At 70.5% G+C, this 14,694-nt stretch carries 19 protein-coding genes and 1 tRNA gene; 14 read left to right on the forward strand and 6 right to left on the reverse strand.

The genetic code is table 11. From position 1 onward, the window contains the following. Positions 1 to 22: 22 nt before the first annotated feature. Positions 23 to 772, forward strand: a complete 750-nt coding sequence (gene argB / locus DAETH_RS15620) for an acetylglutamate kinase (protein WP_264775798.1) — start codon at positions 23 to 25, stop codon at positions 770 to 772. A 278-nt stretch (positions 773 to 1,050) separates the two neighbouring features. Here the strand turns inward: argB and DAETH_RS15625 are convergent, their stop codons facing one another. The 3 genes from DAETH_RS15625 to purE are packed head-to-tail and all read right to left on the reverse strand — an operon-like array spanning position 1,051 to position 3,285. After that, positions 1,051 to 1,623: a GNAT family N-acetyltransferase gene (locus DAETH_RS15625; RefSeq protein WP_264775799.1), complete on the reverse strand. Its 573-nt coding sequence runs from the start codon at positions 1,621 to 1,623 to the stop codon at positions 1,051 to 1,053. Between the two features lie 19 nt (positions 1,624 to 1,642). Beyond that, positions 1,643 to 2,755 carry a 5-(carboxyamino)imidazole ribonucleotide synthase gene (gene purK, locus DAETH_RS15630; RefSeq protein WP_264775800.1) on the reverse strand — a complete coding sequence of 371 codons (1,113 nt, stop codon included), beginning with the start codon at positions 2,753 to 2,755 and terminating at the stop codon, positions 1,643 to 1,645. Continuing rightward, positions 2,752 to 3,285: a 5-(carboxyamino)imidazole ribonucleotide mutase gene (purE, locus tag DAETH_RS15635; RefSeq protein ID WP_264775801.1), complete on the reverse strand. Its 534-nt coding sequence runs from the start codon at positions 3,283 to 3,285 to the stop codon at positions 2,752 to 2,754. Before purE ends, purK begins: the two co-directional genes overlap by 4 nt. 227 nt (positions 3,286 to 3,512) lie before the next feature. On the opposite strand from purE, the gene DAETH_RS15640 reads away from it, so the two are divergent. Continuing rightward, positions 3,513 to 4,685 carry a glutamate ligase domain-containing protein gene (locus DAETH_RS15640; protein ID WP_264775802.1) on the forward strand — a complete coding sequence of 391 codons (1,173 nt, stop codon included), beginning with the start codon at positions 3,513 to 3,515 and terminating at the stop codon, positions 4,683 to 4,685. A 39-nt stretch (positions 4,686 to 4,724) separates the two neighbouring features. Continuing rightward, positions 4,725 to 4,800: transfer RNA gene (locus tag DAETH_RS15645), tRNA-Lys, on the forward strand. Between the two features lie 319 nt (positions 4,801 to 5,119). Here the strand turns inward: DAETH_RS15645 and DAETH_RS15650 are convergent. Continuing rightward, positions 5,120 to 5,365, reverse strand: a complete 246-nt coding sequence (locus DAETH_RS15650; RefSeq protein ID WP_264775803.1) for a hypothetical protein — start codon at positions 5,363 to 5,365, stop codon at positions 5,120 to 5,122. A 710-nt stretch (positions 5,366 to 6,075) separates the two neighbouring features. On the opposite strand from DAETH_RS15650, the gene DAETH_RS15655 reads away from it, so the two are divergent. From DAETH_RS15655 to DAETH_RS15665, 3 genes are read left to right on the forward strand one after another with little or no spacing between them, the layout of a single operon-like run. Further along, positions 6,076 to 7,296 carry a tetratricopeptide repeat protein gene (locus DAETH_RS15655; RefSeq protein WP_264775804.1) on the forward strand — a complete coding sequence of 407 codons (1,221 nt, stop codon included), beginning with the start codon at positions 6,076 to 6,078 and terminating at the stop codon, positions 7,294 to 7,296. Positions 7,297 to 7,340: 44 nt separating this feature from the next. Further along, entirely contained in the window at positions 7,341 to 7,940 is a 600-nt protein-coding gene (locus tag DAETH_RS15660; RefSeq protein ID WP_264775805.1) for an NUDIX domain-containing protein, read from the forward strand. Between the two features lie 2 nt (positions 7,941 to 7,942). Continuing rightward, a complete protein-coding gene (locus tag DAETH_RS15665; RefSeq protein WP_264777450.1) occupies positions 7,943 to 8,566 on the forward strand; it encodes an IMPACT family protein in 624 nt (207 codons plus the stop codon). Here the strand turns inward: DAETH_RS15665 and DAETH_RS15670 are convergent. Then, positions 8,563 to 8,748 carry a hypothetical protein gene (locus tag DAETH_RS15670; protein WP_264775806.1) on the reverse strand — a complete coding sequence of 62 codons (186 nt, stop codon included), beginning with the start codon at positions 8,746 to 8,748 and terminating at the stop codon, positions 8,563 to 8,565. The genes DAETH_RS15665 and DAETH_RS15670 overlap by 4 nt on opposite strands. Positions 8,749 to 8,767: 19 nt before the next feature. On the opposite strand from DAETH_RS15670, the gene ispF reads away from it, so the two are divergent. Further along, on the forward strand, positions 8,768 to 9,259 hold the full coding sequence (gene ispF / locus DAETH_RS15675) for a 2-C-methyl-D-erythritol 2,4-cyclodiphosphate synthase (protein WP_264775807.1): 492 nt from the start codon (positions 8,768 to 8,770) through the stop codon (positions 9,257 to 9,259). Continuing rightward, on the forward strand, positions 9,256 to 9,726 hold the full coding sequence (locus DAETH_RS15680; protein WP_264775808.1) for a tRNA (cytidine(34)-2'-O)-methyltransferase: 471 nt from the start codon (positions 9,256 to 9,258) through the stop codon (positions 9,724 to 9,726). Before ispF ends, DAETH_RS15680 begins: the two co-directional genes overlap by 4 nt. A gap of 1 nt (position 9,727) precedes the next feature. Here DAETH_RS15680 and DAETH_RS15685 read toward each other — a convergent pair whose 3' ends face one another. Continuing rightward, positions 9,728 to 10,024 carry a hypothetical protein gene (locus tag DAETH_RS15685; RefSeq protein ID WP_264775809.1) on the reverse strand — a complete coding sequence of 99 codons (297 nt, stop codon included), beginning with the start codon at positions 10,022 to 10,024 and terminating at the stop codon, positions 9,728 to 9,730. 93 nt (positions 10,025 to 10,117) lie between these two features. On the opposite strand from DAETH_RS15685, the gene DAETH_RS15690 reads away from it, so the two are divergent. The 6 genes from DAETH_RS15690 to prmC all read left to right on the forward strand — a co-directional run bounded on the left by DAETH_RS15690 (position 10,118) and on the right by prmC (position 14,519). Beyond that, a complete protein-coding gene (locus tag DAETH_RS15690; RefSeq protein WP_264775810.1) occupies positions 10,118 to 10,360 on the forward strand; it encodes a hypothetical protein in 243 nt (80 codons plus the stop codon). Continuing rightward, the gene (locus tag DAETH_RS15695) at positions 10,357 to 10,971 is read left to right on the forward strand and encodes a DUF2087 domain-containing protein (RefSeq protein WP_264775811.1); all 615 of its coding nucleotides are present in this window, start codon (positions 10,357 to 10,359) and stop codon (positions 10,969 to 10,971) included. The genes DAETH_RS15690 and DAETH_RS15695 overlap by 4 nt, the downstream gene beginning before the upstream one ends. Positions 10,972 to 10,981: 10 nt before the next feature. Further along, positions 10,982 to 12,217, forward strand: coding sequence for an aminopeptidase (locus DAETH_RS15700; RefSeq protein ID WP_264775812.1), 1,236 nt, complete (start codon positions 10,982 to 10,984; stop codon positions 12,215 to 12,217). A 95-nt stretch (positions 12,218 to 12,312) separates the two neighbouring features. Next, positions 12,313 to 12,897: a peptidylprolyl isomerase gene (locus DAETH_RS15705; protein ID WP_264775813.1), complete on the forward strand. Its 585-nt coding sequence runs from the start codon at positions 12,313 to 12,315 to the stop codon at positions 12,895 to 12,897. Positions 12,898 to 13,008: 111 nt separating this feature from the next. After that, the gene (locus DAETH_RS15710; protein WP_264775814.1) at positions 13,009 to 13,590 is read left to right on the forward strand and encodes a Jag family protein; all 582 of its coding nucleotides are present in this window, start codon (positions 13,009 to 13,011) and stop codon (positions 13,588 to 13,590) included. Positions 13,591 to 13,667: 77 nt separating this feature from the next. After that, on the forward strand, positions 13,668 to 14,519 hold the full coding sequence (prmC, locus tag DAETH_RS15715; protein ID WP_264775815.1) for a peptide chain release factor N(5)-glutamine methyltransferase: 852 nt from the start codon (positions 13,668 to 13,670) through the stop codon (positions 14,517 to 14,519). Positions 14,520 to 14,694 lie beyond the last annotated feature (175 nt).

Consider the following 14,694-nt stretch of genomic DNA (forward strand, 5'->3'; position numbering starts at 1 on the left):
CTGCCCCCTTAGACTCTCCCCTGTGATCGTCAAGTACGGCGGAAACGCCATGAAGAGTGTGGAGTTGCGCCGGGCCGTCGCCGCCGAGATCGCGGCGCTGCGGGCCTCGCACCCCGTCGTGGTCGTCCACGGGGGCGGGCCGGTGATCGAACGCGAACTTGCGGCGCGGGGTGTGGCGAGCGAGTTCCGGGGCGGCTTGAGGGTCACCACCCCGGGGGCGATGGACGTCGTCGAGATGGCCCTTTGCCAGCTCAACAAGCAGCTCAGCCAGGATGTAGGCGGGGCGGTCGGCCTGATGGGGCGGGACAGCGACCTCCTGCGGGCGGAGGTATTCGACCCCGCCCTGGGCCGTGTGGGGCGCGTGACACGCGTCAATGCCGATCTGCTGCGGACCCTGCTCGGGGCCGGAATTACCCCGGTCGTCGGCTGCGTGGCGGTCGGCCCGGACGGCGACGCCCTGAACGTGAACGCCGACACCGCCGCCGGGGCGGTCGCGGGGGCGCTGGGGGAGGGCATCGTCTTCCTGACGGACGTGGACGGCGTGTACCGCGCCTATCCCGACCCGGCGACCCGCGCGCCCCACCTCACCCGCGCCGAGGTCGAGGACGGCACCCGGGAGGGCTGGATCGCGGGCGGCATGATCCCCAAGGTGCGCGCGGCGCTGGACGCCCTCGCGGCCGGGGCCCCCTACGCCGTGATCGCCAGCGGGATGACGGCGGGTGTCCTCGCGGCGGCGGCGCGGGGAGAGGCGGGAACGCGCATTACGCCCTGAGGGGCGAGCCCCCAAAGTTCCTCCGTGGTCTTTTTACTCCTCCCCCCTTGTGGGGGAAGTCGGGAGGGGGTGACAAGCGCCGCTCGTCTTGTGCCGGAGAAGAATGCTTCGGTTGCCCGACCCGTAATTCACATCTGGCGTCTTGAGGGGGTGAGGAGACGCAGCCTTCCAAAGCCAGTGGAAATTTGTTGCCGTCCCTCCTCGGGCTGCCCCTGCGTTCCCCCCCTCCCAACCTCCCCCACAAGGGGGGAGGAGTAAAAGAACGTTCCGTCCTCCCCCTACCTCGTCACGCTGAACACCAACGTATCGCGTAATTGCCCCGGGTCATCCGCCGCCACCGCGTCGTTCACGAGGGTGGCGTCCAGCCGGTAACCCAGGGTGTGGGGGATGCGGGCGCTACGTTCGTTGCGGGCGTCGCAGCGAATCTCGATGCGGCGGAAGCCCAGGCCGCCCTCCTCCGGGGAGCGCAGGCCGAGGTCCGTGAGGGCCCGCGCCACCTCGGTCGCGTAGCCCCGCCCGGCGTGCGCGGTGGCGATCCAGTACCCGATCTCGCCCCTGGGGACCCGCCAGTCGAGCGCGTGGTAGCCGCTGCTGCCCACGAGTTCCGTGCCGTCCGTGTTCCAGACGTGATACCGCAGATTCTCGCGCGCCTCGAAGCGGGACGCCGCCTCCCGCAGGTTCTCGACCGTGCCGGGCAGGTCCAGCGGCTCCTGCGCCCACACCATCCAGCGCCGCAACTCGGGCAGCGAAGTCTGGACGGCGGCGTGGAGGGCCGGGGCGTCCCCGGGGCGGGGGGCGCGCAGGAGGAGGCGGGGCGTGCGGACCTCGGCGGGGACGTGGGGCACGGTCATGCGGGGGACTGTAGCGAACTCAGGGGACCAGCCGCTCCAACTCCTCCAGGCGGGCACGCAGCGTCTCCACATCGGGCGCGACGAGGTTGACGTGCCCGAGCTTGCGGCCTACCCGGGACGCTTTGTGGTAGAGGTGACGCCGGGTGCCGCTCAGGGCGTCGATCCCCGCCCAGTCGGGCTCCCGCCCGTCCGGGGTGCCCACGACGTTCACCATCGCGCAGGGGTGCAGGGGGGCCCAGTCCGTCAGCGGCCAGCCCAGCACCGCGCGCACCTGCGCCTCGAACTGGCTGACCCCCCCGCCGTCCTGGGTGAGGTGCCCGCTGTTGTGAACGCGCGGGGCGACCTCGTTCACGAGGAGATCACCGCCCGGCACCTGGAAGAATTCGAGGGTCAGCAGCCCCTCCAGCCCCCAGCCCTCGGCCACCCGCCGGGCGAGGTCGCGGGCGCGCGCCTCCGTGCCCGGGGGCACCCGCGCCGGGAAGACGCTCGTGCGCAGGATGCCCTGCCGGTGCGTGTTCTCCACCAGCGGCCCGAAGGCGACCTCTCCCGCCGGGGTGCGCGCCACCCCCAGGCTCACCTCGCGCTCGAAGGGGACCAGGCCCTCCAGCACGCAGGGCACCCGCCCCAGGGCATCCCACGCCGCGCACACCTCCGCCTCCGAGTTCACCCGCGCCTGCCCCTTGCCGTCGTAGCCGAGTTCGGAGGTCTTGAGGAGGCCCCGCCCCCCCACCCTCTCCAGGGCGCCGGGCAGGTCGGCCCCCGTCTCGACGGGCACGAAGGGCGCCACCCCTGCCCCCGCCGCGCTCAGGGCCTCCTTCTCGCGCGCCCGGTGCCTGCTGCGGGCGAGGATGGCGCCACCGGGCCGCACGGGGACCCGCCCCTCCAGCCGGGCGAGCGCCTCCACGGGCACGTTCTCGAACTCCAGGGTCACGGCGTCGCAGGCAGCGAGGCGGTCGAGGGCGGCGGGGTCGGTGGAGGGGGCGCGCAGATGCTCGGCGCACAGGCGGGCGGGCGCCTGCGGGTCGGGCTCCAGCACCACCGTCCGCACCCCCAGGGGCAGGGCGGCGAGGGCGAGCATCTGGGCGAGCTGGCCGCCGCCCAGGATGCCGAGGGTGGGGAGGTGGGAGGTCATTCCGCCCCCGCCTCTGGGTGGCCCTCGAAGAAGGGATCGTCGAGGACGGCCCGAGTCTGCCGCTCGCGGAAGGCGACCAGACGCTCCCGGACCCCCTCGTCGGTCGTGGCGAGGAGGGCGGCGGCGAAGAGGGCCGCGTTCTTCGCCCCGGCCGTTCCGATGGCGAAGGTGGCGACCGGGACCCCGGCGGGCATCTGCACGATGCTCAGCAGGCTGTCCTGGCCGCTCAGGGCGCGGCTCTGAACGGGCACGCCGAGGACGGGCACCCGGGTGAAGGCGGCGAGCATCCCCGGCAGGTGGGCGGCGCCCCCCGCCCCCGCGATGACCGCCGCGAGGTTCAGCCGCTCGGCGCGGGCCGCGTAACTGGCAAGGAGGGCGGGCGTCCGGTGGGCCGAGAGCACGCGCGTCTCGTACCCGATTCCCAGGTCGCGCAGCACGCCCAGCGCCCCCGCCATTGTCTCGAAATCGCTTCGGCTGCCCATGACCACGCCCACCCGGGGCGACCCACCCGTCTGTGTCACGGCCCGCATCCTACAGGGGGCCGGGCCACAGGAGACCGGAATGGACGGCGCCCGCAGGCCCCGGAGTGCCAGGCGTTCCCTGGCCCTGGGGGGAGCGGCTGGGCCGGTCACACGCCCCCTCACCCGTTGCTTCGCAGCTTTGCAAGTCCCACCGGGGAAGAGGGGCAACAGAGCGATGCTTACATCCTGAACCCAGTGGAGAGAAAAGCCTGTAGTGCCCGCGCTACCCTCGGTCAATGACGGGCGGGCCCGACTACGACTGGCTCTTCTCGCGCACCCGCGCAGGCCGGGCGCGGGGACCGGGGGCGGCGCGGGCCCTGCTTGACCGCCTGGGCGCTCCCGACCGTGCTTTCACGGCCGTCAGGGTCGTCGGCACGAACGGCAAGGGCAGCACCTGCGCGATGCTGGAAGCCGGGCTCCTCGCTGCCAGGGTCCGGGTGGGCCGCTTCACCAGCCCGCACCTCACCCGCTACGAGGAACGGGTGCGCGTGGGGGGCCGCGACCTCGACCCCGCGCGCACCGCCTCCTTCATCACCTGGGCGAGGGAGCACGAGCCGGACGCCGCTTTCTTCGACCTCACCCTGGCGCTCGCCTGCCTGGAGTTCGCCCGGCAGGGAGTGGGAATCGCTGTGATGGAGGCCGGGGTGGGGGGGATCAACGACGCCACGCAGGCCCTCTCCCGGGTGTGCGCCGTCGCCCTGACAAACGTGGACCTCGACCACGTGGCGACCCTCGGCCCCACCCTGCGTGACATCGCCCGCGACAAGGCTCTCGCCGCGCGGCCCGGCGTGCCCCTGCTCACCACCGCGACCGGGGAGGCGCTGGAGGTCGTGCGCGAGATCGCGGCACAGGTCGGCGCCCCCCTCTTCACCCCGGAGACGCACCCGGCCCTCTTCGCCCTCCCCCGCCCGCCCCGGCTCGCGGGAGTCCACCAGCGGGCAAACGCCGCCCTCGCCCTGGCGACGTTGCGGCAGTTGGGCCACGAGTCGGGAACGGACGCCGCGCTGGACGCCACGCACCCCGCCCGCCTGGAGCGGTTCGAGGTCGGCGGGAAGACGGTTCTGATCGACGGTGCCCACAACCCGCACGCCACAGGCGCCCTCGCCGCCAGCGTTCCGCACGCCGACGTGCTGCTTTTCGGCAACCTCGCCCGCAAGGACACCGCCGCCACGCTCGCGCCCCTCCTCGCCGTCGCGCCCGTCCGGGTCTTCACCGCGCCCAGTGATCCGGCGACTTCCCCCCACGTCCTCGCCGGGCGGTACGGCGGGGAGGCCTACCCCGAGCCCCACGCCGCCCTGTCACGCGCCCTTGACCTCACCCCCCCGGGCGGCACCCTGCTCGTCACGGGGAGCCTCTACCTGGCAGGAACTCTTCGGCCCCTTCTCACGGACGGCCGGAACGCCCCTTGACAGGTCCCCCAGTCGTCCGTATACTCCCCTTCGCTAACCGGGTCGTTAGCTCAATTGGCAGAGCAGCTGACTCTTAATCAGCGGGTTGTAGGTTCGATTCCTACACGACCCACCACAGTAAGTCCCGCTTCGCGCGGGCCTTTTTATGTCTTATAAATTGTGTTCATCGACGCTTTTCTTTACGGAGATAAGGTCGGTTGTATGGATGTCTATGGTTCGGAAGTGAATTTCTTCACGGCAGGAGGTGAAAAGGAAGCGGGGCCGCCTTCACGGACGGCCCCACTTTGCGTTAATATTCATCTCAGATGACCCCAAAGTCGATTGTCGTTCCACGCATCACGGGGAGCGTGAGGTCACGCGGCTTTTCTGCGGCGGGTCGCTCCGTCTTCACCGGCTGCGGCTTGGGAGCGGGAGTCACCTTGCAAATCAGCATGTTAGGCCGCCTTCCCGAGGGTGAGGAGGGGGGTCATGATGCCATAATCACGGATTCCGGCCCTCATAATGCCGTAGTCACGAATTCCTGCCCTCATGATGCCGTAGTCACGAATTCCTGCCTTCATAATACCGTAGTCGCGAATTCCGGCCCTCATGATGCCGTAGTCACGAATTCCTGCCTCCAGGACGTTGTACTCGTTTTGTGACAGCTCTGTAAGGATCGCAGTGGTAGCTTGGAAGGTCATGGGTAAAGCGTACTGAGGTGGGCATGAGGAGACAGATGGACTCGCTGGATGCAATTAAATCTGCATTCGAGTCAGGCAATTACCGATCTGTCATCACACTCGCGCCCTTACTTGATAAGGTAACGCCCGAAGTATGGCGTGTAATTGGCTTGTCCCATCTTAGATTACGTGAACTAGAGCTAGCTGAGACGCCCTTAACCAGAGCCAGCATTTTGGGTGATCTAGAGGCGATGATTGAGTTAGGGAACCTGTTACGGGCCACCGGCAGATTTGAGGATGCCATTCACCAATTTTCTCAAATTGAGCCAATGCTGTCCGGCGAACTGGCCCTACGTAATCAGAGGTGGTGGGGTACAACAGAGTTCCAGATGGGGCAGGTCGAACCTGGATTGATGCGTTGTGAGAGAGCGTGGCATGGCTATATGGCTCTCGGCGATGAGGAATTAACTGGACGTGTTACCCAAACACTGGGGCAGATGTATTCTGTAATTGGGAACGACCGTCGAGCCCTCCAACTTTATAAAGAAGCTTTAAAGGTACTACAAGTTGACCCCGTGCCTTATCCAAGAGTAACGGCTTTGCACAGTGCGGCTACATTATATCTGGAGTTTAAAAAGCTAGATGAGGCGGAAAAGTACTTGAGAGAGGCTCGATCTATTCTTCTCAGGCCAGAGTTTGCATCGGACCAATGGCTCATCATGATTCTCTCGGTGGAGGTAGACCTTTACCGCTTACAAGCAAATCAGGGCAAGCTACATACGACCCTTTTACAACTATTAGAACTTGTCGAGCGCAGCGGAGACCACGAAGCACATATCTGGACCGCCTCCCGCCTCGCCGAGTTCTACAGCGAGCAGGGGCAGCACGCGAAGGCGATGGAGGCGCTGCACAAGGGCGTCGGCCCCGGTCAGGACCTGCCTCCTCCCCTGCTGGTGACGCGCGCCGTGGTACTCAGGCGGCGGGGACAGGTCGAACTGGCGCTGAACGACTTCGAGGCGGCGTTGCCGAGCGTGCGGGCTATGCAGGACGCCCACCTCCTGACGCGCACGCTGCTGCATCAGGCGGACGCGCTGCGGCGGGCGGGCCGGGCAGAGGAGGCGGTGGGGAGCCTGCGCGAGGCTCTGGAGCGGCTGCTGCAAGACCGTGATCAGGCGCGGTACAAGCCCGACATCGAGGAACTGGCCGAGCTGACGCACAGCGCCCTGCTGGAGCCGGAGGTCGCACCCTTCATGGAGGCGGTGCTGGAGCGGCTGACGGCGGTGGCGGGGGGAACGTCTTTCGACGACGAGCGGCTGACCCACGTGCAGGTGCAGACGCTGGGACGCGTGCAGATCACGCGCGACGGCCAACCGGTGCCCCTCACGCTGCACGGGAGCGCCCTGCTGCTCGTGTACCTCAGCCAGAACCCGGGGCGCACCCGGCAGGAGATTCAGCTCGACCTCTACCCCGACAAGGAGCCGGTCACGGGGTCGAACTACATCCGCAGCGTGATCCGCGAGTTGCGCGAGGGGCTGGGGCGCGAGGTCGTGGTCCACAGCGGGCCGCACAACCAGCCGCGTTACTCGCTGGGGCCGGGGCTCAGCCTGACCCTCGATGTGGAGGAGTTGCGCCGGGCGCTGGACGAGGGCGACGCCGCGCGCATCCTGGCGCTGTACCGGGGGCCCTTTATGCCGTCCGTCACCGACAGCGAGTGGGCCGACGGGTTGCGGGAGGAGTTGCAGACGGCGGTCACGCTCGCCCTGCGCGGGCAGATGCGGGCGGCGCGCGAGCGGGGAGACCTGCGCCGGGCGCTGCTCCTCGCCAACCAGCTCCTGCGGGTGGACCCCTACGACCCCGAGGTGCTGGAGGAACGGGTGGAGATCGCCCGCCGCGTGGCTTCCCCGCAGGAGGTCGCCCGCTACGTGGTCGAGTTGCAGCGGATGGGGAGCTGAGGACGTCCAGGGCAGGGCCGGGCACCCTGCGGTAGCCTGCGGGTATGGCGGACACGCGGGACGAACACCCCAACTGGCCGGGGCTGGTGCCGGACGAGGTCCAACCGTGGGAGACCCTGGAGTCGCGCACGCTGGTGGACGGCTTTCGCCGGGTGCTGGAGGACCGGGCGCGGACCGCCTCGGGGGTGGAGGTCACCTACCAGTACCGTCCCCGGGGACCGCGCGCCGTCTTCGTGCTTCCCGTCACGGCGGCGGGCGAGGCGGTCCTGATCCGGCAGTACCGTTATCCCCTGCGGGCGACGGTGTGGGAGGTCGTGGCGGGCGGGGTCGAGCGCGGCGAGGAGTTGCTGGGGGCGGCGGTTCGCGAACTCGCCGAGGAGGTGGGGGGCCGGGCCGCCGAGTGGGTGGGCCTACCCGGCTTCTACCCCCAGCCCAGCATCAGCGGGGTGGTGTTCTATCCGCTGCTCGCGCTGGGCGTGACGCTGGGAGAGACGGCGCACGAGGAGTCCGAGGTCATCGAGCGGGTCGTGATGCCGCTGGGAGAGGCGTACCGGATGCTGGAGGCGGGCGAGATTCAGGACGGGCCGAGCAGCCTCACCCTCTGGCACGCGCGGCGGCACTTGACGGGGCGCGGGCTGCTGTGACCGTGCCCGACCTGCCCCCGCCCTTCACCACGCTGGCGGCGCCGCACCGCTTTGACGCCGTGGCCCTGGGCAGCGAGTTCCTGGCCTTCGCCAAGCGGGCCGACACACCCGAGGCCGCGCTGGCGCAACTCGCCGCCCTGCGCGCCCGCTACCCCGACGCCAGCCACCACCCTTGGGCCTACCGCATCGGTTCCCAGTACCGCTTCTCGGACGACGGGGAGCCGGGGGGCACGGCGGGGGCGCCCATCCTGCGAGCCATCGAGGGGCAAGGGGTCGATCACGTCATGGTCGTCGTCGTGCGGTACTTCGGCGGGGTGAAGCTGGGCACGGGCGGGCTGGTGCGCACCTACGGGGGCACGGCGGCGGAGTGCCTGCGGACGGCGCCGCGCGAGACGGTGCGGCCCCGCGTCACCCTCACCGCAAGCGTGCCCTTCGAGCATCTGAGCGCCCTCTACCACCTCCTCGGGACCTTCGACGTGGAGCGCGGCGAGGAGGCGTACACGGCCTCGGGTGTGAATCTCACGGTGGGGGTGTACCCGGAGGATGCTGGGGCCTTCGCGGCGGCGCTTCGAGACGCCACTAGGGGAGCGGCGGGGGGAGATCTCCGACACGATTCCCCAACCTAGGGGATGGTCAAACCGAGCAGGACGGGGATCCCGCGCAGAAGCACGGCCAGAACGCCGCAGGGAACACTGGCAGCAAACAGCGGAGGATCGCGCCAGGAGGTCACACCCAACAGCAAGGCCACGACAAAAAGCTCCACGGCAAGAGGAGCGGTGACGTTAAGCAGCAGGTAGGGACTGGACATCCTGGCCTAAGCTACCCGCATGACCCCCTCCCCCCTCCCCTACCGCATCGGCTTCGGAGAGGACGCCCACCGCCTCGCTGCCGGGCGCCCGCTCATCCTGGGGGGCGTGCCCCTCCCCCACGCCGAGCGGGGCGCGGTCGCCCACAGCGACGGGGACGCCGTGCTCCACGCGGTCGCCGACGCGCTGCTCTCGGGGCTGAGCCTGGGGGACATCGGGCAGCATTACCCGGACACCGCCGCCGAGAACGCCGGGCTGGACTCGCGCGTGATCCTCACCCGTTGCCTGGACCTCGTGCGGGAGGGGGGGTACGCGCCCGCGAACGTCGCCCTCGTCGTCACGCTCGACCGCCCGAAGCTGGGGCCGCTGCGGGCCGAGATCGCCGGGAGCGTGGCCGCCCTGCTGGGTCTGGCTGAGACCGAGGTGGGCTTGAGCTTCAAGACCTCGGAGGGGCTGGCCCCCGACCACGTTCAGGTGCGCGTGACGGTGCTGCTCGCGTGGGTGGGGGGGTGACCCAGGCGGCCTCTCCCCTGCTGCGCGTGGTGCTCTACGAGCCCGAGAAGGCGGGCAACGTGGGGAACGTGGCGCGCACCTGCGCCGTCCTGGGCGCCGACCTCCACCTCATCCGGCCCTTCGGCTTCCACCTCCACGACCGCGAGTTCCGGCGGGCTGTGATGGACTACCTGGAGGGGGTGACCCTGCACGAGCACGCGAACTGGTCGGCCTTTCAGGCCTCTCTGCCCGATGGGGCGCGGGTGTGGGCCTTCTCCACGCACGCCACGGCCCTCTACACCCGGGCGGGGTTCCGGCGCGGGGACTTCCTCTGCTTCGGGCCGGAGTCGCGCGGCCTGCCCGCCTGGCTACGCGAGGGGCTGCCCGCCCTGAGGCTCCCGCAGCCCGGCGGAGGCCGCAGCCTCAACCTCGCGGTGGCGGTGGGGGCGGCGGCCTTCGAGGCGGGGCGGCAGATCGAGGGCTGGTAGCTCAGACGCGCGGCCCGGCGCGGCGGGAGACGAGCAGGACGGCCCAGGCGACCAGCCCGCCCAGCCCCACCAGGACCCCGACCGGGATCGTCACCAGCATCAGCCACCCCAGCACGAAGAGGGTGGAGAGCAGGCCCCCCACGTCCACCCCGGCCACCACGCAGGGGTACGTCCCCGCCTCGTCGAGCCGACAGCCGTTCGCCCCCGCCACCCAGGACGAGAGCAGCACCCCCAGCAGCGGCCCGAACGTGAACAGCGCCCAGGCGAGAACGGCGAGGAGGAGCCAGCGTCGGCGCATGGGGCCAGCTTAAGGCGTCCGGGCGCGGGTAGGTCATCCTCCCTATTTCGACAATATTCGAATTGAACTAAACTCGATTCGAAAGGAGCAGAAATGTCATCTCCTCAGGTCGAACCGCCGCAGGCCAGGATGAACGCCCACTACCGCCATGTCTTAAGGGAGCTTCCCACGAATGCTGAGCGGGATGTGCGGCTGGCACGAGCGGAGGGGAACCGGACAGCGACCGCCAGAGCGCAAGCCCGGCTGGACACCCTGCGCGCCACCCTGGAAATCTACGCCGCCGCGCACCTCCACGCGCACGGCGAGCGGCCCTGGCCCCGGGAGGCGGCGGGATGAGCGCCGATCTGGCCGCCCGCGCCGCCGTCTTTCGCGCGCTCTCGCACCCCGCACGGCTGGCGCTGTTGCGGCTGGCGTGGACTGAGCCGCTGTCCGGGGAGACGCTCGCGCGGCTGATGAACCTCGCGCCCGCCACCGTGAGCCACCACCTCGCGCAACTCGCGGAGGCGGGGCTGACCACCGTGCGGCCAGACGGGCACCACCGGCTCGTGGTGGCGAACCACGCGGCGCTGGGCGTGACGCTCGCCGCGCTGATTCGGGGGGAGGGCACCACGCCCGCCGCCGAGGACCCCTACCGGGCGCGGGTGCTGCGCGCCTTCATGCAAGGTGGGCGCCTCACGCGCATTCCCGCCCAGCGTAAGAAGCGCGACGTGATCCTGCAAGAACTCGCCTCCCTTTTCGAGCCGGGCCGCACGTACACCGAGCGCGAGGTCAGCGACCGGCTCGCCGAGTACCACCCCGACTTCTTCACTCTGCGGCGCGAACTCGTCGGGCTGGGGCTGCTCGCCCGCGAGAACAGTATCTACTGGCGGGTGGGCGAGGGACGCACCCCGCAGAGGACCGACGATCACATCCTGACCGTGCCGCCGCCTGCCCCGGGGGACGCGTAGAGTGACGCCCATGACTCCTGACTTCGAGGCCAAGCTCGCCCGCTACGCCGAACTGCTCGTGCGAACGGGGGTGAACCTGCCGGAGGGGGGCAGGGTGCGTGTGAATGCCCCGCTGGAGGCCGCTCCCCTCGCCCGGCTGGTCGCCCGCGCGGCGTACCGGGCGGGGGCGCTCGACGTGCGCGTCCTGTACAGCGACCCCCACCTCAGCCTCGCGCTCTACGAGGACGCCAGCGAAGCGGCGGTGGACTTTCTGCCCGAGTGGGCGGCGCAGCAGAGTGAACGCCAGGTCGCCGACGGCTACGCCTTCATCTCCATCACCGGGGAGGATCCGGCACTCCTGGCGGGCGTGGACCAGGGGCGGGTGGCCCGGCGCTCGAAGGCCACGGCGGCGGCCATGCGCGACGTGACCCGCGCGATGGGCGGCATGGAGGTGAACTGGACCGTCGCCGCGATGAGCACCCCCGCCTGGGCCCGCGCGGTCTACCCGGGGCTTCCCGAGGAAGAGGCCGTCGCCCGCCTGTGGGACGACATCTTCGCCGTGAGCCGCGCCGACCAGCCCGACCCGGTGACCGCCTGGGCCGCCCATCTGGACCGCCTGGAACGGCTGTGTGCCTTCCTGAACGAGCGGCGTTACGCGGCGGTCCACCTCCGCAGCGAACTCGGCACCGACCTCACCGTGGGCCTGGCCGACGGCCACATCTGGCAGGGCGGCGCGGAGACCGCGAAAAACGGCGTCCGCGCGGTGCCCAACATCCCCACCGACGAGGTGTTCACGGCGCCCCACCGCGAGCGGGTGGACGGGGTGGCGGTGGCGAGCAAGCCCCTGAGCGTCCGGGGCCAACTGATCGAGGGCATCCGGATGCGCTTCGAGGGGGGCCGGACGGTGGAGGTCATGGCCGAGAAGGGGGAAGACACCCTGCGCCAGCTCGTGGAGACGGACGAGGGCGCCGCGCGGCTGGGCGAGATCGCCCTCGTGCCCGCCTCGGCCCCGGTGGCGCGAACCGGGACCCTCTTCCTGAACACCCTCTTCGACGAGAACGCGGCCTCGCACATCGCCCTGGGCCGCTGCTACCCCACGAACGTGCAGGACGGCGAGAACTCCGAGGCCCTGATCGCGGCGGGCGGCAACGACTCCTTGATCCACGTGGACTGGATGATCGGCACCCCCGGCACCGATGTGGACGGCGTGCGGGGAGACGGCACACGCGAGGCGCTGATGCGGGGTGGAGAGTGGGTGGTGGAGTAAGTCGCCAGGGGCCAGTCACCAGTCGCCAGAAATGAGGTTTGAGCCTTCCCTGACGACTGGAGGCTGGCGACTGGCGACCCGTTACAATGCCCCCCATGACCTCCCAGGACTCCTACCAGCCCCAAGGCTTCTCGCAGACGCCCGAACTGTCGGGCGAGCGCAAGACCCAGTTCCGGCAGGCCCCCGAACTCGGCGACGGCATCGACCCCGGCAAGAACTACCGCGCCGTGCTGGAGACGAGCAAGGGCCGGATTGTGGTGGAACTGTTCGCGGACGAGGCGCCCGTGACCGTCAATTCCTTCGCGTACCTGATCCGCCACCACTACTACGACGGGATCAAGTTCCACCGCGTGATCGACGGCTTCATGGCGCAGGGCGGCGACCCCACCGGCACCGGATCGGGCGGCCCCGGCTACTCGTTCGAGGACGAGTTCGGCGGTGAGCACCGCCACAGCGGCAAGGGCATCCTGAGCATGGCGAACCGGGGGCCGGGCACGAACGGCTCGCAGTTCTTCATCACCTTCACGGCCACCCCGCACCTCGACGGGCGGCACACCGTCTTCGGGCGGGTGGTGGAGGGGCTGGACGTGCTCGACCGCCTCACCCGCATCCAGCCGGGGATGCCCGGCACGCCGGACGTGATCGAGCGGGCGTACCTGGTGGAGCGGCCCCAGGAGTAAGGGGGGACGCGGAGGGCGGAGGCCCGTGCAAAAGCCTCTGCCCCGAGGGTTGCCTTCCCTTAACGCTGAGCGGTGGGAAGGGCGTGAGAGGGGCGGGTTAGACTGTTCAGTATGGACAACCGCACGAACCTCGACGACTACCTCGCGGGGCTGGGCATCAGCGACGCGGATGAGAGCGCCCCGCCGCCGCCCGCGCCGGACGCGCCCCAGGCCGCCCCCGCCCTGGAGGCCGCGCACGAGGACCCCCGCGCGGTGCTGGAACGTTTCCTGAGAGGCCTGACGAGCCGTATTGACCCCGAACTCTCCGTGACCGTGCGCGAGGTCGAGGACGCCCTGGAGGCCGAGATCACCGGGGAGAACGCCGCCCGGTTGGCGGGGCGCGACGGGCGGACCCTGGGCGCCATCGAGGTGATCGCCTACACGGTCCTCGCCAAGCAGGCGGGGAGAGGCGACCTGCGGGTGCGGGTGGACGTGGGCGGCTTTCGGCGGCGCCAGGCCGACACCCTTTCCAAGCTCGCCGAGCGGCTGGCCGTGCAGGTCGCCAAGAGCGGCGAGCCCCACGAACTCCAGCCCATGCCCCCCGCCGAGCGCCGGGTCATTCACATCGCCCTCAAGGAGCACCCCGACGTGACCAGCGAGTCCATAGGTGAGGGGGCGGCGCGGCGGCTGGTGATCAAGCCGAGGCACGGGTAGGGGTGGAAGCAGGCGTCGGCATCGTTCCCCCCATCCAACCTCCCCCACAGGGGAGAGGAGTTAAGAGATGAGCTGCCTTGCCCCAACCTCCTCCCCTTACCCTCCGCGCCTGGCTTCTCCACGCCACCCGTCTCCTGCGTGAGGCGGGTGTGCCGTCTCCCGAGGCCGACGCGCGGGCGCTCGTCCTGCACACCCTGGGGCTGGGTGCATCGGCGCTTCTCACGCGGGGCGGGGAGGTGGTGCCCGAGGCGGAGGGGGAGCGGCTGGCCGGGGTGATCGAGCGGCGGGCGGCCCGCGTTCCCCTCCAGCACCTGCTGGGGGAGGTGGAGTGGGGCGGAGTCAGGCTGAGGACGGACGCCCGGGCCCTCGTCCCCCGCCCCGAGACGGAATGGCTGCTGCACCTCGCGCTGGAGGCGTTGCGCCCCGTCCCCGCCCCGCGTGTGCTCGACGTGGGGACGGGCACGGGGGGGCTGGCGCTGGGCGTTGCGGCGGCCAGGCCGGACGCCACCGTGACGGCGACCGACCTCAGCCCCGGGGCGCTGACCCTCGCCCGGGAGAACGCGGCGCTGAACGGGCTGGCCGTGACCCTCGTGGAGGGAAGCCTGCTTGCGGGGCTGCCCGGTCCCTTCAACCTGATCGTGAGCAACCCGCCCTACCTGCCCGAGGGCGACCGGGCAGGGGCCGATCCCGAGGTACGGCACGACCCCGACCTCGCCCTGTACGCGGGGGCGGACGGGTTGGAGGTGGCGCGGCCCCTCGCGGCGCAGGCGAGAGCGGCCCTCGCCCCGGGCGGCGTGCTGCTGCTCGAACTCGACCCGCGCAACGCGGCCCCCTTCGCCTCGGAACTTCGGGCGGACGGCTGGCGGGCCGAGGTGCTGCCTGACCTGGCCGGGCGGGAGCGGTTCGTGCGGGCGCGCTTACCCTCCTGAACAGCCCCTCACCGCCGCGCGCCGGGTGATGTTAGGGTGACGTACGGCAACCGCAGCGGTTGCGACATCACCTTCCGCGTCCCGCGAGACGCCCCGCTGGCCCCAGAGGTCGCGGTAAGTCCGCCCGAGAGGCGGCGATGGAGACCCCGCATGACCAGCCCCGCGACCCCCGAGC

Origin of the sequence: Deinococcus aetherius (assembly GCF_025997855.1) — a bacterium.
GTDB classification, from domain to species: Bacteria; Deinococcota; Deinococci; order Deinococcales; family Deinococcaceae; genus Deinococcus; species Deinococcus aetherius.

Excerpts from the sequence above, each read along its gene's own strand:
- DAETH_RS15625 (WP_264775799.1), bottom strand. The coding sequence starts at position 1,623 with ATGACCGTGCCCCACGTCCCCGCCGAGGTCCGCACGCCCCGCCTCCTC.
- purK (WP_264775800.1), bottom strand. The coding sequence starts at position 2,755 with ATGACCTCCCACCTCCCCACCCTCGGCATCCTGGGCGGCGGCCAGCTC.
- purE (WP_264775801.1), bottom strand. The coding sequence starts at position 3,285 with ATGCGGGCCGTGACACAGACGGGTGGGTCGCCCCGGGTGGGCGTGGTC.
- DAETH_RS15640 (WP_264775802.1), top strand. The coding sequence starts at position 3,513 with ATGACGGGCGGGCCCGACTACGACTGGCTCTTCTCGCGCACCCGCGCA.
- DAETH_RS15650 (WP_264775803.1), bottom strand. The coding sequence starts at position 5,365 with ATGACCTTCCAAGCTACCACTGCGATCCTTACAGAGCTGTCACAAAAC.
- DAETH_RS15660 (WP_264775805.1), top strand. The coding sequence starts at position 7,341 with ATGGCGGACACGCGGGACGAACACCCCAACTGGCCGGGGCTGGTGCCG.
- DAETH_RS15670 (WP_264775806.1), bottom strand. The coding sequence starts at position 8,748 with ATGTCCAGTCCCTACCTGCTGCTTAACGTCACCGCTCCTCTTGCCGTG.
- ispF (WP_264775807.1), top strand. The coding sequence starts at position 8,768 with ATGACCCCCTCCCCCCTCCCCTACCGCATCGGCTTCGGAGAGGACGCC.
- DAETH_RS15685 (WP_264775809.1), bottom strand. The coding sequence starts at position 10,024 with ATGCGCCGACGCTGGCTCCTCCTCGCCGTTCTCGCCTGGGCGCTGTTC.
- DAETH_RS15690 (WP_264775810.1), top strand. The coding sequence starts at position 10,118 with ATGTCATCTCCTCAGGTCGAACCGCCGCAGGCCAGGATGAACGCCCAC.
- DAETH_RS15695 (WP_264775811.1), top strand. The coding sequence starts at position 10,357 with ATGAGCGCCGATCTGGCCGCCCGCGCCGCCGTCTTTCGCGCGCTCTCG.
- DAETH_RS15700 (WP_264775812.1), top strand. The coding sequence starts at position 10,982 with ATGACTCCTGACTTCGAGGCCAAGCTCGCCCGCTACGCCGAACTGCTC.
- DAETH_RS15705 (WP_264775813.1), top strand. The coding sequence starts at position 12,313 with ATGACCTCCCAGGACTCCTACCAGCCCCAAGGCTTCTCGCAGACGCCC.
- DAETH_RS15710 (WP_264775814.1), top strand. The coding sequence starts at position 13,009 with ATGGACAACCGCACGAACCTCGACGACTACCTCGCGGGGCTGGGCATC.